This window comes from Psychrobacter sp. CLB018 (genome assembly GCF_041222815.1).
Classification (GTDB): domain Bacteria; phylum Pseudomonadota; class Gammaproteobacteria; order Pseudomonadales; family Moraxellaceae; genus Psychrobacter; species Psychrobacter faecalis.
Map to the genome: position 1 here is coordinate 1,968,435 of NZ_CP166085.1, position 20,351 is coordinate 1,988,785.

The following is a 20,351-nucleotide window of genomic DNA, read 5'->3' on the forward strand; positions in this document are numbered from 1 at the left end:
TCCTATGATAACTAACCCGCTTACATACAAATCTCTCATTATTACCTTACTATAAGGTTATTCTTATGCCTCGCACTCCCATTCAAGCAGTTTCCTATAAAAAACCTCTATATATGGCGTTATTAGCTGCGTTGCTATTCTCTACGGTTTCTTGTGTATCAACGCCAAACACTGCGTCAAAGGAGAGTAGCTTAAAGGCAGCAGATTACTGTCTTAGTAGCAACGATACTGAAACCTTAGCCTCTTCTAAAGCTCAAAGCGCACAGCAGCGTGCTATGGATTGCATGCTGAACGAATTACAAACTTATCAACAAAAAAACATGAGCGCGCGACAACAATACTTTGCTTACAAAGCCCAAGCTTGGCTAAACTATGCAAATCATAAAAACAGTATGAATAATCGCTCAGACGCTGGCGTAGAAGCTGCCCAAACGGCAGAAAATATCTTGCAAGCATTAAAAAATGATAAAGTTGAAGAGCTTGCACTTATTGAAGACATTCCGTCTACTTCTGCGCTCATGCGACCTGATTTATGGGCAACGTTAAGCGCTCTTAAAGATAGCGGCGGTATCAATAGCGCGCCACGCGAAATCGCCTTTAGCGAAGTCTCATTAATATGGGCAGCTACCGACCAATGTGAGCGCGGCGCAAAATCATCGAACAGTCACTTTCGGATGGCAGACCGCTGGCTTGAGCAAGCGCGCGAGGCTTTTGTAAATACCCACGACTCAACAACGAACGTTGCTTTAGAAGGGCTTATCGTGCGTTATTATAAAGAATACGCTCCTTTAGATTCAAGCGATGACATTTGTAACGGCCAAGTGCTACCGACAATCAATAAAAATCAAGCACCTTATTAAAAGACTAAACGATTAATAAGCCCTCATAAAGACGCGTAAAAAAAAGCCGACATCAAGTCGGCTTTTTTGTGGAAAGTCTAATAAAGATTAGCTGTTTTTACGCGGTAGTTTCTCTGGTAAGTAGCAGCGCAGATAGGCGATAGACGCGGTATTGGCTTCTTGCAAATACTTATCAGTAATGCTTTGATGACGGCGATAAGAAACCGTAAAGATGGCATTAATAATGCTAAAGGTAATCAATAATACATCTTGAATATCTTCAAATTTCGGCATCTCATAACGCTCTGATAAGCGCTTATAAACCAATTGCACCACTTGATTGTCCATATGCTCACCATAGCTGTCCCCTTCAAAATCAGGCGTATTGGTGTCATAAATCAATTTGGCTTTGGTTTGATCCTCATCAAATATCTTTACACAGCGCTCAATCAACGCGGTCAAATACGCTTGCCATCTGTCATAATCAACGGTTTCAACAGTGGTAAGGACTTCTAAAATATCGATAGCATTTAAAAAACGTAGTGCTAAAAATATCGCTTCGATATTGGGGAAGAAATGATAAGCAGAAGCTCTGGGAATACCCGCTTCTTCACAGACAGCTGCCAAAGTGATGTCGTTAATCGCTTGAGTTTCACTCAGTTTTTTTGCGCCCATCAATAGTTTTTGACGGCGTGCGCGGCCTTGTTGACTGGTAAATTTGAATTTATTTGGTACCAGCTTCTTTGCCAGCTCAGAATCTACCAGTACATCTTCAATTTTGTCGTCTTTATTTTCAATCATCATAAATCTCTTAAGGTTACGCCCTGTCTTTATATAGTCTTCATTGGATAGTATTTGTCCTAAATCGAAGGACTATTTTCTATCAACCAATAATTTGGGCCAATAGCACCGTTACTATACTCAACGAAGCAGCATGATAAACGCTTGTACACTATCAAGCAAGGGACATGAATAGGTTAAAAAATAACTCACTAATTACTAAGTAAACGGGGTTAACTGTGAAGTTTAATTTTCGCTCTTATAATACCATGATCGATGACTCTATCGGCATAATCCCACTTTAAATGGTCATTAAAATAGTCAACTCGTTCAACCTGACCGAGCGAAAACTTACTATCAGGTAAAAACTCTTCTGAAACAAACAGCTGATCAATCACTTCAGGCATACCCTGATAAATATGGGTATAAGCAACATCTTTCATCCAGCCATAACGTGCTTGAATACGAGCGGCGTCAAATAACGCGACATCGCGCATACTTTTATCATAATTGACTTCGCCTGTCTCGCTCATCAGTTGGGTGGTCACGCTACCGGTGACATCGTTCATATCACCTAATAAAATCAGTGGCTCACGCGTATGATGCAGGCGCTCAATAATGGACATACGAATAGAGGCAGCTTCTGCGGCGCGCATACACAAACTACGCAGCTTGGCACGAACGCGAATATTTGGATCGTCCATATCCTCTAGCAACTGACCGTTTTCATCGCGTAGGAAAAAAGCCCGTTTGCTTTTTAAATGCGCGGTGACAATCACAATCGGTTGTCCAAAGGCATTGACTCGTAATACAAGCGGCGGACGATTAAAGCGCTGATAAAGACCGATATCAGGAATATCGATGACCGCTTTTGGTTCTATCTGTTCTAACAAGGTACTTTCTAACTGCTCAAAACGTGTAACAATTCCAACGGCTGGCGTCTGTTGCGCGCCTTTGCCTTGGGTATAAGGACTGGCCTTATCATTACTTGCCAGCGGAATAACCACATGCTCAGGTTTGAATCCTAACCCTACTGCTAGTGCTTCAAGCGCATGACTGTCCCATACTTCTTGCACAGCTATAATATCAGCATGCGCCTTCGCTAGTAAGTCAGTAATGCCGCGCAGCTTATGCTGGTATTCGTTATCGCTATAAGCTGGCGCGTTTTCATAATAAATTCGATTAGGGTTAGCAAAATTAAGTAAATTGGCCGTTGCTATATAAAACTGCTTAGGGCTATTGTCTTCAGCGTTATTAACCATGAACTACCTATTATTATTATTTTTGATAATTGTCTTTTTTACGAGTAACTGTTTTTGATGATTGTCTTTGTTTAATAATGACTATTTTCTAGAATAACCTTTTACTACCATATATTCATATATAACAATATACATTAAAAAAGCCTCCAAAGTAATTTTTGGAAGCTTTAAAATAACATAAAACTGACTATATTTATGAGTTAGCAGAGCCAGTTCTACAATCAAACTAACTCTAGTAATGAAGGAGTAAGTTTTCTTATCCTTTGCTTACTTATATTAAATACCTGATTAGTTAAACTTAACTTATATGCTTAACAAAAATCAGTTCAACAAAGCACAACTTATCCTTCATTTTTTAAGACTAACCTAACTTATAGCCAGTATCTGTCAATTCATCACTTTACTACGATACACGATTCCATGCATCACGTGAGGCATGGCGTGCTTCGTTCCACTCTAAGCGCGACTCACCTTTCACTTCATGCCATGAGCGCTCTAAGTCTGATTCATGATCTTCAAAACGGGCATCAGCTGGATAACGGGCGCGATTTGCATAACCTACCGCATAGGCTGGATGTAAATCGCGGTCAAAGTCATGACCTTCACGGTAATAATCAGCATTAGCATGTTCTGCGCGCCAGTAAGCTTCTTCACGAGTAGGATCAATTGCCTCTGCTGCTGCGTGACCTGCACCGCCACCAACGATAGCACCAATAGCACCGCCAATTAAAGTGCCTAATGGGCCTGCCATAGTACCAATTGCCGCGCCTGCTGCTGCACCGCCAACACCACCAATACCAGTACCGATTGGATGTGAACCTGGCTCACCTGTAATTGGATCAGCGTTTAAATCTTCTTTGCTCTCTTTTGACATGTACTTAACGGCAGTACGGTCGATGGCATCGTGGTCGTTGATGATATTGTCATTTTCATGAGCAACGACTCTATTGCCATTAATATCACGGTCAGTGCCTGCTAAGCGGCGATCGTTATCATCGATAATACGCTCTCTGTCGCCCACTTCAACATAATCATCATTCACTACGCGGTTATTAGGGTTGGTAATACGTCCATCGTTATTCATAATATTATCCTTAAATTATTTGTTATATATTAGATTTATTGTTCACTCATTTATAAAGCGTTAAATTTAACAAACTAAGTAATATTAGAATTAACCAATAAAAATAATTGTTAAGAATTAACTTTTATAAATCAGCAGTGTTGCTTAATTCATCTAAAGTATAGGAACTTATGGATAACGACCGATACACAGATTATGTAAACTATGTCCAAGTTACGATTGCCTTGCGTTACAGCCTGTATCTTTATCACTATTTTATAGGGCAGCAGAGGATTTTGAGTAATTTATAAGCGTCTATTCACTAAAACTTTAATTTTCATTGAAATATTTATAAGACTTTTAGCGCTCTATCAATCGCTTTTTGCCACTTATCAAGATGCTGTTCACGCCTATCCGCAGACATCTCAGGCTCAAAGATGCGGTCAATCTGCCACGAGGCTTGTATCGTAGTCTCATCGTAGAGACCGGTTTTTAATCCGGCTAATAATGCTGCACCTTTAGCGGTAATCTCTGTGTCTTTAGGGCGTAGCACTGGTACGCCTAATAAGTCGGCTTGAAACTGCATGAGCAAGTCGTTATTCGCCGCACCGCCATCCACTCTTAATTCAGTCAAAGGATGCGGGCTGTCCTTTTGCATGGCAATCAGCACATCGTAAGTTTGATAGGCAATGGCCTCGAGAGCCGCGCGCGCAATATGGGCTTTGGTTGTGCCGCGGCTCATACCAGTAATACTGGCATTGATATCTGAGCGCCAATAAGGCGCCGCAAGCCCTGTAAATGCTGGGAGCAATACCACCTCCTCACTACTATCTACTTGCCGCGCTAGATGCTCAACCTCACTGCTTTGTTGAATCATGCCAAGATTGTCACGCAGCCACTGCACGATAGCGCCCGCCATAAACACACTACCCTCTAAGGCATAAGTGACTTCTCTTTTGGGCGGCTGTAGCAAGCGTCTGCCAGACTGCACAATTTGATCAAAGGATAGATTGTCTGGGCGGGTTGGCGTTGATTTGCGTTGCCAAGCAATGGTCGTCAGTAACTTATGCTCGCTCAGTTTCGGCTCTTTACCAATATTCATCAGCATAAAACAGCCGGTGCCATAGGTATTTTTTGCCATGCCTGCATTGAGGCAACCTTGCCCAAACAGCGCCGCTTGCTGGTCGCCCAATACCGCCTGAATGGGGATTTGTTTAGCAAACAGTCCTTTTTTGGTTTTACCAAAATCGCCATCAGACGGTAGTACCTTGGGCAATATGTTCATCGGTATCCCAAAGCAGGTACATAGCTCCTCCGACCATGCCAGTTTATGAATATCATATAATAAGGTACGACAAGCATTGGTGACGTCAATGACATGCTCGCCGCCGGTTAATTTATAGATAAGCCAGCTGTCTATAGTGCCGACCGCGATTTCGCCTTTATTAGCGCGGACTCTTAATTTGGGATCGTTTTCTAACAGCCATGCAATTTTACTGGCGCTAAAATATGGATCCAAACGCAAGCCTGTGAGACGTTGAATCTCACTGGCCATATCATCATGGCTGTTATCCGTCTTAGCGCTCGGGCTTTTCGCAGCAAGCGTTTTACAATAGCTGGCAGTACGGCGGTCTTGCCAAATAATGGCAGGCGCTAAAGGTTTGCCCGTTTGCTTATCCCACATCACGATAGACTCACGCTGATTGGTAATCGCTATACTGGTGACATCGGTGGCTAGCAGCCCTGCTTGATTAATCACATCATGAGCACAGCTAATCTGCGTTTGCCAAATCTGCTGCGCATCTTGCTCAACAAAACTTGCCTGCGGAGTTTTTAAAGTCGTCGGCTGCTGGGCCATTTTAATCGGGCGGGCATGGTTGTCATACAATATTGCGCGGCTCGACGTCGTACCTTGATCTAGCGCTAAAATATATCCTGCCATTACTCGCATCCTATTTTATATAATGTTATTTTTTATCGGCTAATTTTTATCAGGTTTTATCACTGATTTATAAACCAATTCGTAAATAATGCTATTATCTGTCTTGAAGCTAGACACTTAACATAAAACTGGTGACCATTCAACGCAAAATAAGCAAATAGTGAGCATTGACCCGTCACCATTGTGCCACTACAGTGTACGCTTTGTTATGAATAACCAATTTTTGCTTTCTATTAATGGTCTATAATATTGCCCTATTTGACTACCTACTAGAAATTTTGCGCTTTAAACACTTTGCATTCTAATTAATGGCTTATGTGACTTATGAAACTTGCTTTATCGACTCTGTCTACTGCGGTGATGACGGTTACGCTCATGGGCTTAGCCGCGTCTTACTCCGCAAACGCCAATGATGATGTTAACACGTCCCAAAATGAAGTAGCGCCCGTTGTCGTGACGCAAATTGTTGACGCGGATACGCCAAGCAGCCTGCAAGGCAGTAGTGGTATTAAAAATAGTGTTCAAGAAAACGGCACTCAAATAACTCACACTCAAACTTATAAAAACCCTGCGCAAAAAGGCATCATAAAAAATAAAGCCGCGCCGATAGAAACACAGCCAGTTAAAGTTGAGCCAAACGCTCATTTAACCACCCTTATCGATCCTATTACCCATAAAAGCATTGACAATAGCTACCCGTTAGAAGTATCGAGTCTGCTTAGTCTTGAGCAAGCACAAAATATTTTATTGCAAGTTTCACCGAAAATCGCCGCCAATCAAGCCGCGATTGCTGCCAGTGAGTATGAAACCGATGCGTTAAAAACCATCGACCACCCGTTAGTATTTGCGCGCGCCTCCGCCACTGCTTATAACTTGGACGCCGATGTTGATTTATCGTCAATTAAAAACGGTATTATCAACGATGTGAATAGTAGTATTGATGGTATCGACCCGCCGATAGACATAGAAAATTTGCCAGACTTTGGGGAATTGGTCGGTGACCGTATCCCAGATACTTACGACTTAAAGCGCTCGGGTTCAATGACGGGCGCAGGCCTTGGCGTGGTATGGCCCATTTATACCGCTGGACGCACAGAGGCATTAACAGGCGCCTCCACTGCTCGCACCCAAGAAGCCGTTGCTGATAGCATACTAGATACCAACGAGCTGTATAACACCTTAGTTGAGCGTTATTTTAAGGCACAGTTGGCGATTATTGCCGCTTATTTACGTGACGATGCTTATGATACGGTGCAGCAAGTTGACCATATGGCGCAGCGGCTTTTTGAAGAAGGCTTTATCTCCCGTGTCGATCGCTTAGAAGCACAATCGGCGCTTGCCGATGCAAAAAGCGAATCGGTCAACGCTAATAATGATGCGCGTCTGGCAATGATGGCATTGCAGCGGCTTTTACGTACCGATTATCGTATCAAACCCAGCACGCCTTTATTTGTCTCAAGCCGTCCTCTGCCTGATGTCAATTACTTTCAAGACTTAGCACTGAATAATCATCCAGGTTTGCAAAAAGTTGCCGCCAAACGAGCGCAAGCGCAGCAGTTACATGCGCTATCTGATACCGGCTACAAACCTACCGTCATGCTTTATGGCTATAGCCAAGTAGAAAAAGACCCCAGTTGGGTCGCTGGTATCTCAGCAAGTTGGAAGCTTTGGGGCGGGCTGGATAAAAAGGCGTCTTTAGCTTCTAGTAATGCCAAAATACGCCAAGCAGATTTGTCAGAGATAGAAGTCAGTGACAACCTGTTATTGCTCGTCGAAAAAAACTGGCACGATGTCAATAACGCCCAATCACGCTATCAAGCCTTGCAAAGCAATGTGGATTTGGCAGCAGAGGTATTGCGCTTACGTCAACTTGGACTACAGGAAGGGGTGAATACGCCCATCGATGTGGTACAAGCTCAGACACAATACCTCAAAGCGCGCACTGAGCAAGCGCAAGCAGCAAATACTTATGTCCAGTCGCTTGCCGCCTTGATGCAAAGCTGCGGTACGCCGCTTGCTTTTAATGCTTACTTGAACGCCGCTGATATACGTCTACCAACCCTATATAACAAGTAGCCAGTTCAGTAGAAAATATTAAATAATAAGATTAAATGCCAAGATTAAATAACGCCAACACTATTCTGCTTATTACCGACTTTATCGCTTTAGGAATCTCACTGTCATGACTGAATCTAATAACGAATCAGGCGACTCACGCAAACTACCTGCTACAGACCAAGCTACTGAAACAAACCGCAGTCATCATGAGCAAACGCCCGTTGATGCTGATGCGATTAATGGTACTAAACCGACTGAATCCGGCTTTGATAATACTGATAGCGTCGATAGCACTAATAGAATCGACAGCACTGATATTGACCAAGAACAAGCGGTGCCGCCTTATAAACGCGAGCCTGCAAACGCGGATAAATCTGTCGGTATTAAAAAGGCGATTTTGGTACTTCTTGTGCTGCTTATATTAGGGGCAATTGCTTATGGTTTGTATAAAAGCAATCAACACAATGAGCCTGAAGTCATCACCTTACAAGGTCAAATGCAAATGCAGCAAACGTCTATTGCTGCAAAAGTACCGGGGCGTATTGCACAAATCATGGTCACAGAAGGTGATTCGGTAACGGTCGGTCAGCAGCTTATTGAAATGGACTCACCTGAGATTAACGCTAAAATCAATCAGGCGCGTGCTGGCAAGCAAATGGCGCAAAGCCAGCTTGATAAAGCAGAAAACGGCGCCCGCCCACAAGAAATTGCCCAAGCAAAAGCGGCTTGGCAAGCCAATAAAGCGGCGTCTGATTTGGCAGAAAATACTTATCAGCGCGTCAATCGTCTTTATGAAGAAGGTCTGATGGCACGGCAAAAGCGCGATGAAGCTTATGCGCAATATCTAGCGACTCAAGATAAGACAGAAGCGGCGCGCTTGCAATATGATTTGGCAAAAGAAGGCGCTCGCAGCGAAGACAAGTCTGCCGCGACAGCGCAGGTTGCCCAAGTCGATGCGCAACTAGAAGAAGCACTGGTCGCTAAAGAAGAAGCCAATCTAAAAAGTCCAATTGCCGGTATCGTGGATAATGTCATCGTCAACGCGGGCGAAGTCATTGGGCAAGGTGTGCCTATCCTAACTTTGGTTAATACCGACGATCAATGGGTAGTACTTAACGTCACTGAAACCCACTTAAACCAGTTTGCCATAGGGCAGCGTTTTATGGGTACGATTCCTGCTTTATCCTCGCCTGAAAAGCCTTATACCAAGCAGTTTACCGTTTATGCAACCTCAACCTTATCTGACTTTGCTACTTGGCGTCCGACCAACAACAACGATGGCTTTGATGTGCGCACCTTTGAAGTTAAAGCGCGACCATCAGCACCTGATAGACGTATCCGCTCGGGGATGAGCGTGGTTGTCAATATCAATCCAGCCCTTGCCAATCAGACCAAAGAGTAAACCATGCGCCTGACTGAGCAAAACGGGCAACGCGGCGGATTAATCGGCGCCTTTATACGTAGTGCTGGCTACGAGCGCCGGTTTTTAGCCAAAAATCCGTGGGATTTAAGCATGGTGGTCTGGATACCGCTTGCGACCGTGCTCTTGATTTGGTGGATTTTTTCACAAATACAAATCACCGATTTACCCATTGGCGTCGTGGATAACGATCGTGGTCCTGTTGCCAATACTGCGGTGCGTTATTTGGAAGCCAACCCAAACCTGACGGTCAGACAGCTTTATCACTCGCCAGCAGCAGTAGAAGCAGCGCTCCTGCAACGTGATATCTATGCGGTGGTTATTATTCCAGAGGATTTCTCGCGCAATATCTCATCGAGTAAACCGGCGCCGATTGTATTGCAAGTAAATGCCCAATACGGTACTCATTCTGGCATTATCCAAACCAGTGTCCAATCGGTGATTGGGACGCTATCGGCAGGCGTTGAGATACAGCGTTTGGTCAAAAAAGGCATGGCACCCTCGCAAGCAGCGATTGCTTACTCGCCCATTGGTATTCAACGCATCAGTTTGTTTAATGCAGCAACCGACTATCAACAGTTTTTAGCATCAACCGTTATCCCAGCACTGCTGCATATTTTAGCCATGGTCATTGGCGCGACGACCATTGGGCGTGAATTGCGCGATAAGAAAATCGGTATTTGGTATGACTTTATTAATGGTGGTCAGCCTGATTTAACCACTATTAAAGACAATGAGACTCAAGGTAGCCAAAATAAAGACCGTCAGACCACGGCCGTTTCAGTCTTAACTGAAGATAATCAAACATTCATTGAAGATCCTAAGCCAAGAAAAGCTAGTGTATCAGTTTTGCTCTTTGGTTTATTGGGTAAGTACTTTTGGCCCATGCTGGCTTATAGCTTATGGTCAGTTTTGGCGTTATGGCTCGCCGCGCCGCAGCAAGCGGTTGCTATCAGCTCCATTATTGCGACTTATATTGGCCTTGTATTGCTAATGATGTTGTCATTTTGGCTGGGTGCGATATTTACCTTAACCTCATTTTCGTTACGCATGGGTTTATCGTCAACCGGATTTATCTCAGCGCCTTCTTATGCCTTTGCTGGGGTAACATTTCCCTATATCGCCATCAGTAAAAACGCTCAGCATTGGTCGGATGCCTTACCACTGACCCATTACCTTAAGCTGCATATAGCGCAATTACAAATGCAAGCGCCGGTTGCCATCTCATTACCCATCGTCTATGGACTGACGCTTGCGACGATTGTTACTATGTTTTTAGCCGCCTTATTGAGCAAGCGCGCGCTCGCACATCCTGAACGCTGGGGGGCCCGCTAATGGTTATGACACCAAAAGAACCTTTATCTCAAGAAAACCTCATAGCAACAAAAAATCAGCCTTCTAGTGCTATGTTAGAGGCAAAAAGTCATTCGCCAGCGCAAAGCTTTTTCGGCAGTTTTTTGCAAACTATCCAAGACGTCTTTTCTGATAAAGGCGTGCTACTACTGCTCATGATTGCGCCGATTATTTATGGCTTCTTTTATCCTTGGCCGTATTCAACCGAAGTGGTCAACCATGTGCCCGTTGGTATTGTCGATCAAGACAATACCAATCTGTCTCAAACCATCGTTCGTTATGCCAGTGCTAGCCCGCAGCTCGATACCAAGCGTTTTTTAAATGAGCAAGACGCTCAAGAAGCGATATGGTCCGATGACATCGCTGGATATATGATTATCCCAAGCGGACTTGAGCAGCAAGTCTTATCTGGCAAAGCAGCGAGCGTCAGCGTATTAGGCAATGGGGGTTATTTTCTATTAAATAAAAACGTTCAAATGGGTTTTTTGCAGGCGGTTAGTACGGTTTCAGCGGGCGTTGAGATTAAAAAAAGCGTGGCGCAAGGGGCGTATTCTGCAACCGCAGCGGCAAATACCCAAGCGGTACCGTTAAGAATCATCCCTTTATATAATCAAACCGAAGGCTACGGCGCTTATGTGGTGCCAGCGGTCGCTATTCTTATTCTGCAACAAACCCTATTGATGTCGACAGCGATGTTAATTGGCACCTGGTATGAGCAGCGTCGTCATGCCGCCAGTATTCGCGGCTGGCTTGGCCGTATTGCAGCGCTCAGTATGTTCAGCTTTATCATCGGCTGCTTTTATTATGGCTGGACCTTTGAGCTGCACCATTATCCACGTGGTCAAAACATGCTTGGCAGCTTGTTATTTTTGTTGCTATTTTGCCCAACTGTCGCCACGCTTGGTTGTGTGTTTGGGCTCTGGTTCCGTCAGCGTGAGCGCAGTATGCAAATCTTGATTTTTAGCTCGCTACCGATGTTTTTTGTCAGCGGATATCCATGGCCTGCCAATCAATTACCAGAGTTTTTACAAATCATCCGCTGGGTCATACCGACGACGCCTGGTATTAATACCTCTGTTCAGCTTAATCAAATGGGCGCGAGTGTGGCGCAAGTCGCAACTGGCTTTTATGCATTGGCAGGATTGTGGGCATTTTACTTTTTATTACTGCTACTTTTCCGCTGGCGTACGAGCCAAAGCAAAACTGCTGTTTAGCATAAAAATATATGGATAGTATTGGCATTTATGCTATAAAAAATACCTCAAAAAAAAGCGCCTACTCAAGAAGCAGGCGCTTTTTTATTTATCTGACTTGATGATGTTTGGTTTAAAAAACGCGATTTAAACCATTGAGAGCGGCGACGCGATAGGCTTCTGCCATCGTTGGATAGTTAAAGGTTGTGTTCACAAAATACTCAAGGGTATTGTTGCATTTCATGACCGCCTGACCAATGTGAATAATCTCTGAGGCATGATTGCCATAGCAATGAATACCTAAAATCTCAAGCGTCTCACGGTGGAACAAAATCTTTAACACGCCCGAACGCTCACCAATGATTTGCGCCCGTGCCAGATGTTTAAAGAACGCCTGCCCGACTTCATAAGGGACTTTTTCATCGGTCAGCTCTTGCTCAGTTTTACCGATACAAGAAATCTCAGGGATGGTATAGATACCGGTTGGCACGCTTGATACTGGCTCGGCATCGCTATCGCCAACCATAAACGCCGCCGCACAGCGCCCTTGGTCGTAGGCCGCTGATGCCAATGAGGGCCAGCCAATGACGTCACCAGCAGCATAGATATTTTCGACGCCGGTACAATAGGTATCATCTACTTTTAACTGACCACGGCTATTGGCTTCCAGCCCAATAGCTTCTAAGTTTAAGCCTTCGGTGTTACCCGAACGCCCGTTTGACCAAAGAATGGCATCTGATTTGATACGCTTGCCACTTTTTAAATGCAAGACCACGTAATCATCGTGAGTTTCAAGGTGGTCAATTTCTTCATTGCTACGGATTAAGACGCCAAACTGTCTAAAGTCATGGGCGATGGCATCACTAATCTCACTGTCTAGATAATTGAGCAATTGATTTTGGTTATTAATTAAGTCAACTTTATAGCCAAGACCAGTAAAGATAGAGGCATACTCACAACCGATAACGCCTGCACCATAAATGATGATTTTTTTGACCACATAATCCATTTGCAAGATTTTATCAGAGTCAAACACGCGCGGATGGTCAAAGTCTAAAATATCAGGACGATAAGGACGACTACCAACGGTAATAATGGCTTTATTAAAGGTCACGGTTTCAAAGACGCCGTCGTCTTTTTCGACACTTAAAGTATGCGCATCAACAAAGCTTGCCCAACCATGAATCACATCAATACGGTTGCGCTCATAAAAACGGGTGTGGGTGCTTACTTGATTACGGATGACGCGGCGCGCATTAGCGAGCACGCGGTTTAGAGGTACTTGCTGATACTCCATCGCCTTGGTAAACATAGGATCGCGGCGAAAGTTAATCAAGTTAAAAACCGATTGACGCAAGGCTTTACTTGGAATCGTGCCCACATGAGTAGAGTTGCCGCCGACCTGTTCACGCGGATCAATCACCGCAACTTTTTTGCCGGCCTTGGTCAGCTTCATCGCCGCCGCTTCACCAGCAGGCCCTGCGCCTAGGACAACGGCGTCATATTCATACTTATGCTTATCGCCTTTGATGCGCTGCGAGTCTTTAGTAAAAGGAGTTTTAATATCGATGCGGATATCATCAAGCGGATTGACCAAGTCAGGGTGATGCATGATATCTTCAGTGACTTGCTCATGGGTTTGCTCAATTTTTGCTTTTTTAGTTTTGCCTTCAGTATGCTCAGGGTTCGGCGCGCGGCCGCTTTCTTTATTAGACACCTCGGTATGAATGTCTTTACCCGTGTCATTGGTCGCGTCGCTTATCGGTTTGCTTCCCATCGTATCCTCTTTTATTAATTTATAAATCTGTGTATTTTTTAGGCTATGAATGTCTACAAGTAACGATCAAGTTAGACTCATAGCGCTAAAGCGTGCCTACCATACGTGCTGATAGGATATTTTGCAATATTGGCGACAGTTACGTTATCGCCATAGCCGTTATTCGTTATACGCTGTTGCTTAATCCCTTTAGCCGATACGGCGTTTAAGTCCCGTCATCTGCAAGATACGTGTGGCAATCTCTTCAACAGACATCTCAGAGACATCAAGACTCGGAATCCCTTGCGAGATATAAATGCCCTGTATGGCGCGCTGTTCCTGCTGACATTGCTGATAGCTAGAATAACGGCTGCCCGCGCGGCGTTCTTGGCGGATTTTTACTAAGCGATCGGTATCGATTAACAAGCCAAATAACTTGTGCTTATGCTCACGTAAGGCTTTTGGCAATTGATTGTCGTTTAAATCTTCTTCGGTTAACGGATAGTTTGCCGCTCGAATACCAAATTGTAGCGCTAAATACAGTGAGGTTGGGGTTTTGCCAGAGCGCGAAACACCGATAAGAATGATATCTGCTGCATGATAATGACGAGTACGTGCACCATCATCATTATCTAGCGCAAAATGCACGGCATCGATACGTTCTTTATAAGTTTCAGAATCAACATTATCGTGGGCATGACCCGAATGCGCGTCCGGCTCGACGCCCGTCTCTTCTGCGACTCGGCCGATTAACCCTTCATACATATCCAAATTACAGCTATGCGCTGAGTTAATTTTTTCACGAATTTCAGGGCTAACAATCGTATCGAACACCAAGGGTAGCAAACCGTCGCGCTGATAGGCCATATTGATTTGTTCGACCGCTTCTTCGGCGCGCTCTAAGCTATCAACATAAGGCAACACCCGAGTTTCAAAAGGCACAGAGGCAAATTGACTTAAAATGGCGCGTCCAAGGGTTTCTGCGGTAATCGCCGTCCCATCAGAGATAAAAAACGCCGTTCTGATATTTTGGTCGTTATCTACTTGCAACGCTTGTTTGTTTTGAATGGTCGGCTTGGCGGCTTCTGGCGGATTATTTACAAACATAACGTGAACACCTTGGTTAAGACCTCAATAGGCGCTTTTATTTAGCGCAGAAAATCTGTAGCGGTTAGTTTCTTGTGCCCTATATTATACGCACAATAGCTGTCTAATAGAAATCAATGTTACAGGCGTACACTTAGTAAGCACGATGTAATAAAGATATCTATTAAGAGTATTTATGCATCCATAGCATTGCTATAAAGGAAGGTTTCTTATCAGCAAATTTTTTCTCTAAAAACCAGTTATATTTTACTCTTTATTATATTCTAACAACCAAATATTGGGTTTTGACCGCGCAAATATGTAGCAAACGCCACAATTTGTATATTTTTGACGATTTATTTGGTTCTAGGTATCGAAATTACCCAAATATAGGGGTATAATCGACCGTTATAATCTTTACTAAATAACCTTATTTTCTGGAGTTATCATGGCAGCGCAATCTACAGCACTTGTAATCAATCTTGATCAGCTAGGAAAAGATGACATTGAGATGGTTGGCGGCAAGAATGCCTCGCTTGGCGAGATGATCAGCCATTTATCTGATTTGGGTGTCAGCGTTCCAGGTGGCTTTGCGACCACTTCAAATGCGTTCAATCGCTTTTTGACAGAAACAGGCTTACTTGACAAAATCAACAACGAGCTTAAAACCCTTGATGTGAATGATGTTAATAAGCTTGCTGAGACTGGTAAAAAAATCCGTACTTGGATTATTGAGCAAGAGCTGCCAAGCGACCTTGAGCAAGAAGTGCGCCAGTCGTTTGAAACCATGAGTGGCGGCGAAGACATCGCGGTTGCGGTACGTTCTTCTGCGACTGCTGAAGATTTGCCAGATGCGTCATTTGCCGGTCAACAAGAAACTTTCTTGAACATTCGTGGCATTGATAACGTCCTGATTGCCATTAAAGAAGTATTCGCCTCTTTATATAATGACCGCGCCATCTCTTATCGTGTGCATAAAGGTTTTGAGCACGAAGGCGTTGCCCTATCTGCTGCTGTACAGCGCATGGTACGTTCAGAAACTGGCGCTGCTGGCGTGATGTTCACCCTAGATACCGAAAGTGGCTTTGATCAAGTGGTCTTTATCACCTCAAGCTATGGCCTAGGTGAAATGGTTGTGCAAGGTGCGGTCAACCCTGACGAATTCTACATCTCCAAAAAATTGCTTGAAAATGGCAAGCCTGCGGTCATTCGCCGTAATCTAGGCAGCAAGCATAAGAAAATGATTTATGGTGATGAAGGCAGCACCACTAAGTCTGTCAAAACCGTCGATGTTGAAAAACAAGACCGCATGCAGTTCTCTTTAACCACTGAAGAGCTAAACTCACTTGCCAAACAAGCCATGACCATTGAAAAGCATTACGGTCAAGCGATGGATATCGAGTGGGCAAAAGACGGCGACAGCGGTGAAATCTTTATTGTTCAAGCACGTCCAGAAACCGTTAAGAGCCGCCAAGACAGCAACGTCATGGAGCGTTATATCATCAATACTGGCGATGCTAAAATCCTATGTGAAGGTCGTTCAATCGGTCAACGCATCGGCGCTGGTAAAGTACGTATCGTTAGCAACCTAAACGAGATGGACAAAGTAGAAGACGGCGACGTCTTAGTATCAGACATGACCGATCCAGATTGGGAACCCGTCATGAAGCGTGCTTCTGCGATTATCACCAACCGTGGTGGTCGTACTTGTCACGCGGCTATTATCGCCCGTGAGCTTGGTGTTCCAGCTATCGTTGGCTGCGGTAATGCCACTGAATTATTGGTTGATGGTCAAGACGTGACGGTTTCTTGTGCTGAAGGTGATACTGGCTTTATTTATGAAGGTCAGATTGATTTTGAAGTACAAACCAACTCTGTTGAATCTATGCCAGAGCTTGCATTCAAAGTGATGATGAACGTTGGTAACCCAGATCGCGCCTTCTCATTTACCCAAATGCCAAACGAAGGTATTGGTCTTGCGCGTTTAGAGTTCATCATCAACCGTATGATTGGCGTGCATCCAAAAGCGCTACTGAACATGAACAGCTTACCACGTGAAATCGCCCAAGCTATCAATGAGCGTATCGCGGGTTATGCGTCACCAGTTGATTTCTATATTGATAAATTGGTCGAAGGTATCTCAACCCTAGCCGTTGCCTTTATGGATCAGCCAGTTATCGTGCGTATGTCTGATTTTAAATCAAACGAATACGCTAACTTGCTTGGCGGTAAATTATACGAGCCATCAGAAGAAAACCCAATGCTTGGTTTCCGTGGTGCGAGCCGCTACGTTTCTGACAACTTCCGTGACTGCTTCGAGCTTGAGTGTAAAGCATTGAAACGCGTCCGTGATGAGATGGGTCTGACTCACGTTGAGATTATGATTCCATTCGTCCGTACCGTTGGCGAAGCCAAAGAAGTCATCGAGTTGCTAGCGAAAAACGGTCTAAAACGTGGTGAAAATGGTCTGCGCGTCATCATGATGTGTGAGCTACCAACCAACGCGCTATTAGCAGAAGACTTCCTAGAGCACTTCGATGGTTTCTCAATCGGTTCAAACGACTTGACTCAGTTAACGCTAGGTCTTGACCGTGACTCAGGTATCGTCTCTCATCTATTTGATGAGCGTGATCCTGCGGTTAAGAAGCTATTATCTATGGCGATTGAAGCTTGTAACAAAGCAGGCAAATACATTGGTATTTGCGGTCAAGGTCCATCAGATCATCCAGATCTTGCGTTTTGGCTCATGGAACAAGGTATCAACTCAGTGTCGCTAAACCCTGACTCAGTGTTAGATACTTGGTTCTTCTTAGCTGGCGAAGAAACGAAATAAGACGTAACGATACGTCACAGCGTTAATTGACAGAGTCATTTAATATACTAACATTAGGGTCTATTTGATTTTTTCAAATAGACCCTAATATAATGTATTAGCGAAAGTGGCTTGAAAAAGTGACTTAAGATATGACTAACTATGTAGGCAATTATGCAGATTTTCCTTGCTCGAAATAACGTACAAGCGGGTCCATACACGTTGGATCAGCTCAATATTATGCTCGCCTCAGGTGAAGTAGTATTAGATGATTTGATGTGGCATGAAGGCCTAGATCAGTGGCAGCCTGTTGGTAATTTAACCAATAATCAGACTTATTATCGTCCTGCCCCTATAGTGTCGGCAGATCATAATGACTCTATTATCAATAACGTCACTATCTTCCCAGAAGATTCTGCTAGTAGCACCTCTAAAGATGACAAAGCGGTATCGCTAGACAGATTGTATGGTAAGCCTGAACGCCCAGCAGAGAACGCTAAAAATACCAAGCTGGACATGACCACCAATCGTCAATACACGCCCAATAAAAATGTGTCATTGAATAAGTCTGCTGCAGTCAAAGCCGCCTCGCCTAAAGATAAAGTCGTCGGTAATGTCGTCCTTGCGCCGATTATGTCGCGGGTGTTAGCGACTGCGCTAAATGGCTTACTGTATATATTAGCGATTTTACCGCTGGTCATGGCATTAACCAAAATGGATGTGGACTATACCAAATTTCAAAACATCCAAGATATGGATGCCGCGTATCAGTATTCCATGACCTTGATGGAAAGTATTCCTAGCAGCACTTTGATGATGTCACAAGTGATGGTGTTTGGTTTGTTTGCGCTGCAGCTGGTATTTATTACCTTGCGGGGACAATCACTTGGTAAGCTGATTACCGGTATTCGCGTCGTTGACCAAAGCACCCACCGCTTGCCTTCTTTTAGTAAGCTTATCGGCATGCGTACGCTACTACTGTTTATTATTTACAACTTATTATTCTCATTTACTAGCTTTTTAGGTTTTGTGGTTATTATTGTTCATTATTATATGGCCTCAAAAAGTCCTGAAAACATCGGTTGGCATGACAAACTAGCTAAAACCTTAGTAGTGAAAGCCGACAATAGCCAATTGGTCAAACAACCCAAGGTAAAATAATGGGTTTATAAGTTTATTATAAAGTTATATGAAAAAGTGGCGTTTATACGCTGCTTTTTTATTGAATAATTTATATTTACGTCTTTTATTATTTATTGACAGACGCTCAGTGATTAACCTTTGTGTTAAAGGCTGAGTACTGTTATAATACTGCGCTTTATAAACTAAGCTTATCCCCTATTGTTTTTGCAAAATTCGATAAGATTTGGGCTTACCTTATAAATCTCCTTGCTATTAACATAGGGTTAATAGCTACTAATCCGTAAGGAGTCATAATGCGACATTACGAACTGGTGTTACTTGTACACCCAGACCAAAGCGACCAAGTGGTCGGCATGGTTGAACGCTATATCAAGTTGGTTCAAGACAACGGCGGTACGATCCATCGTCTAGAAGATTGGGGTCGTCGTCAATTGGCTTACCCAATTAACAAAATTCACAAAGCTCACTACGTTCTTTTCAACGTTGAAACTGACGGTGAGACTTTGGCTGAACTTGAAGAATTATTCCGTTATAACGACGCGATCATTCGTAGTCTAGTTATGCGCCGTGACGAAGCTGTCACTGAAGAGTCGCAGTTAGCCAAGAATGCCGATGAAAAACGCGCACGCAAAGCAACGACTCGTCGTCCAGACAATCGTGAAAACGACGACAACGACAACAGTGAAGACTAATTAAAGGAGAATACTCATGGCACGTTTCTATCGCCGTCGCAAATTCTGCCGTTTCACTGCTGAAGGCATCACTCACATCGATTATAAAGATGTTGAATTGCTAAAACAGTACATCAGTGACAATGGTAAAATCGTACCAAGCCGCATTACTGGTACATCTACTAAATATCAGCGTCAGCTAGCCACTGCTATCAAGCAAGCTCGCTATCTTGCGCTACTTCCGTATACTGACAACCATCAGTAATTTAACCGTTAACTAGGAATGACTCATGCAAATTATTTTGTTACAGCGTATCGTCAACCTTGGTAAACTCGGTGAAACTGTCGATGTGAAACCAGGTTACGGACGCAACTTTCTTATCCCTCAGGGCAAAGCACTACCTGCAACTAAAGCAAACATTGAAAAGTTCGAAGCACGCCGTGCTGAGCTTGAAGCTGAAGAAGCAAAAGAAGTAGCGGTTGCTCAAGAACGTGCTGACGCGTTAACGGACGTTAATGTTATCATGCGCGCTAAATCAGGTGACGAAGGCAAGCTATTTGGCTCTATCGGTACTCGCGATATCGCTGAAGCATTGACTAACTCAGGTCTAGAAGTTGACCGTGCTGAAATCAAGCTACCTGAAGGCACACTACGTCAAGTGGGCGAATACAATGTTGATATTCAACTACACCATGACGTAACTGCTAGCATCTTAGTAACCATTCTTTCTGAAGATGGCGACAACGAAGATGCCGCTGAAGAAGTTGAAGACGACAACGAAGATTACTCAGAAGAGTAATTTTTGGTAGTAGTGTAAACTTACTACCCGTCTAAGAAAGCCAGTAACGTCATGTTGCTGGCTTTTTTATTTCTAAAATTTGCTAAGTGCTATCTCATTAATACTTACAATAGTATTGTGTAGCAATAAATGGTAATAAAATACCTGCATAACCTATACCTAATAATAAAATA

Annotated in this window: 16 protein-coding genes; 10 read left to right on the plus strand and 6 right to left on the minus strand. The window is 43.8% G+C overall.

The genetic code is table 11. The annotated features are described in order from the left end of the window. The first annotated feature begins 65 nt into the window (after positions 1 to 65). Complete coding sequence (locus AB8P72_RS08275) at positions 66 to 860, plus strand: hypothetical protein (protein ID WP_198329027.1); 795 nt, start codon at positions 66 to 68, stop codon at positions 858 to 860. 87 nt (positions 861 to 947) lie between these two features. Here the strand turns inward: AB8P72_RS08275 and AB8P72_RS08280 are convergent, their stop codons facing one another. The 4 genes from AB8P72_RS08280 to glpK form a co-directional block, all read right to left on the minus strand. Further along, positions 948 to 1,640: a TetR/AcrR family transcriptional regulator gene (locus tag AB8P72_RS08280; RefSeq protein WP_102076523.1), complete on the minus strand. Its 693-nt coding sequence runs from the start codon at positions 1,638 to 1,640 to the stop codon at positions 948 to 950. 212 nt (positions 1,641 to 1,852) lie between these two features. Then, positions 1,853 to 2,881: an endonuclease/exonuclease/phosphatase family protein gene (locus AB8P72_RS08285; protein WP_198329026.1), complete on the minus strand. Its 1,029-nt coding sequence runs from the start codon at positions 2,879 to 2,881 to the stop codon at positions 1,853 to 1,855. Between the two features lie 403 nt (positions 2,882 to 3,284). Next, positions 3,285 to 3,755: a hypothetical protein gene (locus AB8P72_RS08290; RefSeq protein WP_369958286.1), complete on the minus strand. Its 471-nt coding sequence runs from the start codon at positions 3,753 to 3,755 to the stop codon at positions 3,285 to 3,287. A 538-nt stretch (positions 3,756 to 4,293) separates the two neighbouring features. Then, a complete protein-coding gene (gene glpK, locus AB8P72_RS08295) occupies positions 4,294 to 5,886 on the minus strand; it encodes a glycerol kinase GlpK (protein WP_369957597.1) in 1,593 nt (530 codons plus the stop codon). Between the two features lie 324 nt (positions 5,887 to 6,210). On the opposite strand from glpK, the gene AB8P72_RS08300 reads away from it, so the two are divergent. The 4 genes from AB8P72_RS08300 (at position 6,211) to AB8P72_RS08315 (ending at position 11,931) form a co-directional block, all read left to right on the plus strand. Next, positions 6,211 to 7,962 carry a TolC family protein gene (locus AB8P72_RS08300; RefSeq protein ID WP_102076519.1) on the plus strand — a complete coding sequence of 584 codons (1,752 nt, stop codon included), beginning with the start codon at positions 6,211 to 6,213 and terminating at the stop codon, positions 7,960 to 7,962. Between the two features lie 106 nt (positions 7,963 to 8,068). Further along, positions 8,069 to 9,346, plus strand: a complete 1,278-nt coding sequence (locus tag AB8P72_RS08305; protein ID WP_369957598.1) for an HlyD family secretion protein — start codon at positions 8,069 to 8,071, stop codon at positions 9,344 to 9,346. A gap of 3 nt (positions 9,347 to 9,349) precedes the next feature. Then, positions 9,350 to 10,699 (plus strand): ABC transporter permease, encoded by a 1,350-nt coding sequence (locus AB8P72_RS08310; protein WP_068404835.1) that lies wholly within the window; start codon positions 9,350 to 9,352, stop codon positions 10,697 to 10,699. 71 nt (positions 10,700 to 10,770) lie between these two features. Then, complete coding sequence (locus AB8P72_RS08315) at positions 10,771 to 11,931, plus strand: ABC transporter permease (protein WP_227678314.1); 1,161 nt, start codon at positions 10,771 to 10,773, stop codon at positions 11,929 to 11,931. A gap of 112 nt (positions 11,932 to 12,043) precedes the next feature. Here AB8P72_RS08315 and sthA read toward each other — a convergent pair whose 3' ends face one another. Further along, entirely contained in the window at positions 12,044 to 13,687 is a 1,644-nt protein-coding gene (gene sthA / locus AB8P72_RS08320) for a Si-specific NAD(P)(+) transhydrogenase (RefSeq protein ID WP_068404833.1), read from the minus strand. Positions 13,688 to 13,876: 189 nt separating this feature from the next. Continuing rightward, the gene (locus AB8P72_RS08325; RefSeq protein ID WP_068404832.1) at positions 13,877 to 14,773 is read right to left on the minus strand and encodes a pyruvate, water dikinase regulatory protein; all 897 of its coding nucleotides are present in this window, start codon (positions 14,771 to 14,773) and stop codon (positions 13,877 to 13,879) included. A gap of 427 nt (positions 14,774 to 15,200) precedes the next feature. On the opposite strand from AB8P72_RS08325, the gene ppsA reads away from it, so the two are divergent. The 5 genes from ppsA to rplI all read left to right on the plus strand — a co-directional run bounded on the left by ppsA (position 15,201) and on the right by rplI (position 20,178). Next, a complete protein-coding gene (gene ppsA, locus AB8P72_RS08330) occupies positions 15,201 to 17,585 on the plus strand; it encodes a phosphoenolpyruvate synthase (protein ID WP_369957599.1) in 2,385 nt (794 codons plus the stop codon). Positions 17,586 to 17,738: 153 nt separating this feature from the next. Further along, positions 17,739 to 18,725 (plus strand): RDD family protein, encoded by a 987-nt coding sequence (locus tag AB8P72_RS08335; RefSeq protein ID WP_369957600.1) that lies wholly within the window; start codon positions 17,739 to 17,741, stop codon positions 18,723 to 18,725. A gap of 275 nt (positions 18,726 to 19,000) precedes the next feature. Then, positions 19,001 to 19,399, plus strand: a complete 399-nt coding sequence (gene rpsF, locus AB8P72_RS08340; protein WP_068404828.1) for a 30S ribosomal protein S6 — start codon at positions 19,001 to 19,003, stop codon at positions 19,397 to 19,399. A 16-nt stretch (positions 19,400 to 19,415) separates the two neighbouring features. Next, entirely contained in the window at positions 19,416 to 19,643 is a 228-nt protein-coding gene (gene rpsR / locus AB8P72_RS08345) for a 30S ribosomal protein S18 (protein ID WP_068404827.1), read from the plus strand. A gap of 25 nt (positions 19,644 to 19,668) precedes the next feature. After that, positions 19,669 to 20,178 (plus strand): 50S ribosomal protein L9, encoded by a 510-nt coding sequence (rplI, locus tag AB8P72_RS08350; protein WP_068404825.1) that lies wholly within the window; start codon positions 19,669 to 19,671, stop codon positions 20,176 to 20,178. Positions 20,179 to 20,351 lie beyond the last annotated feature (173 nt).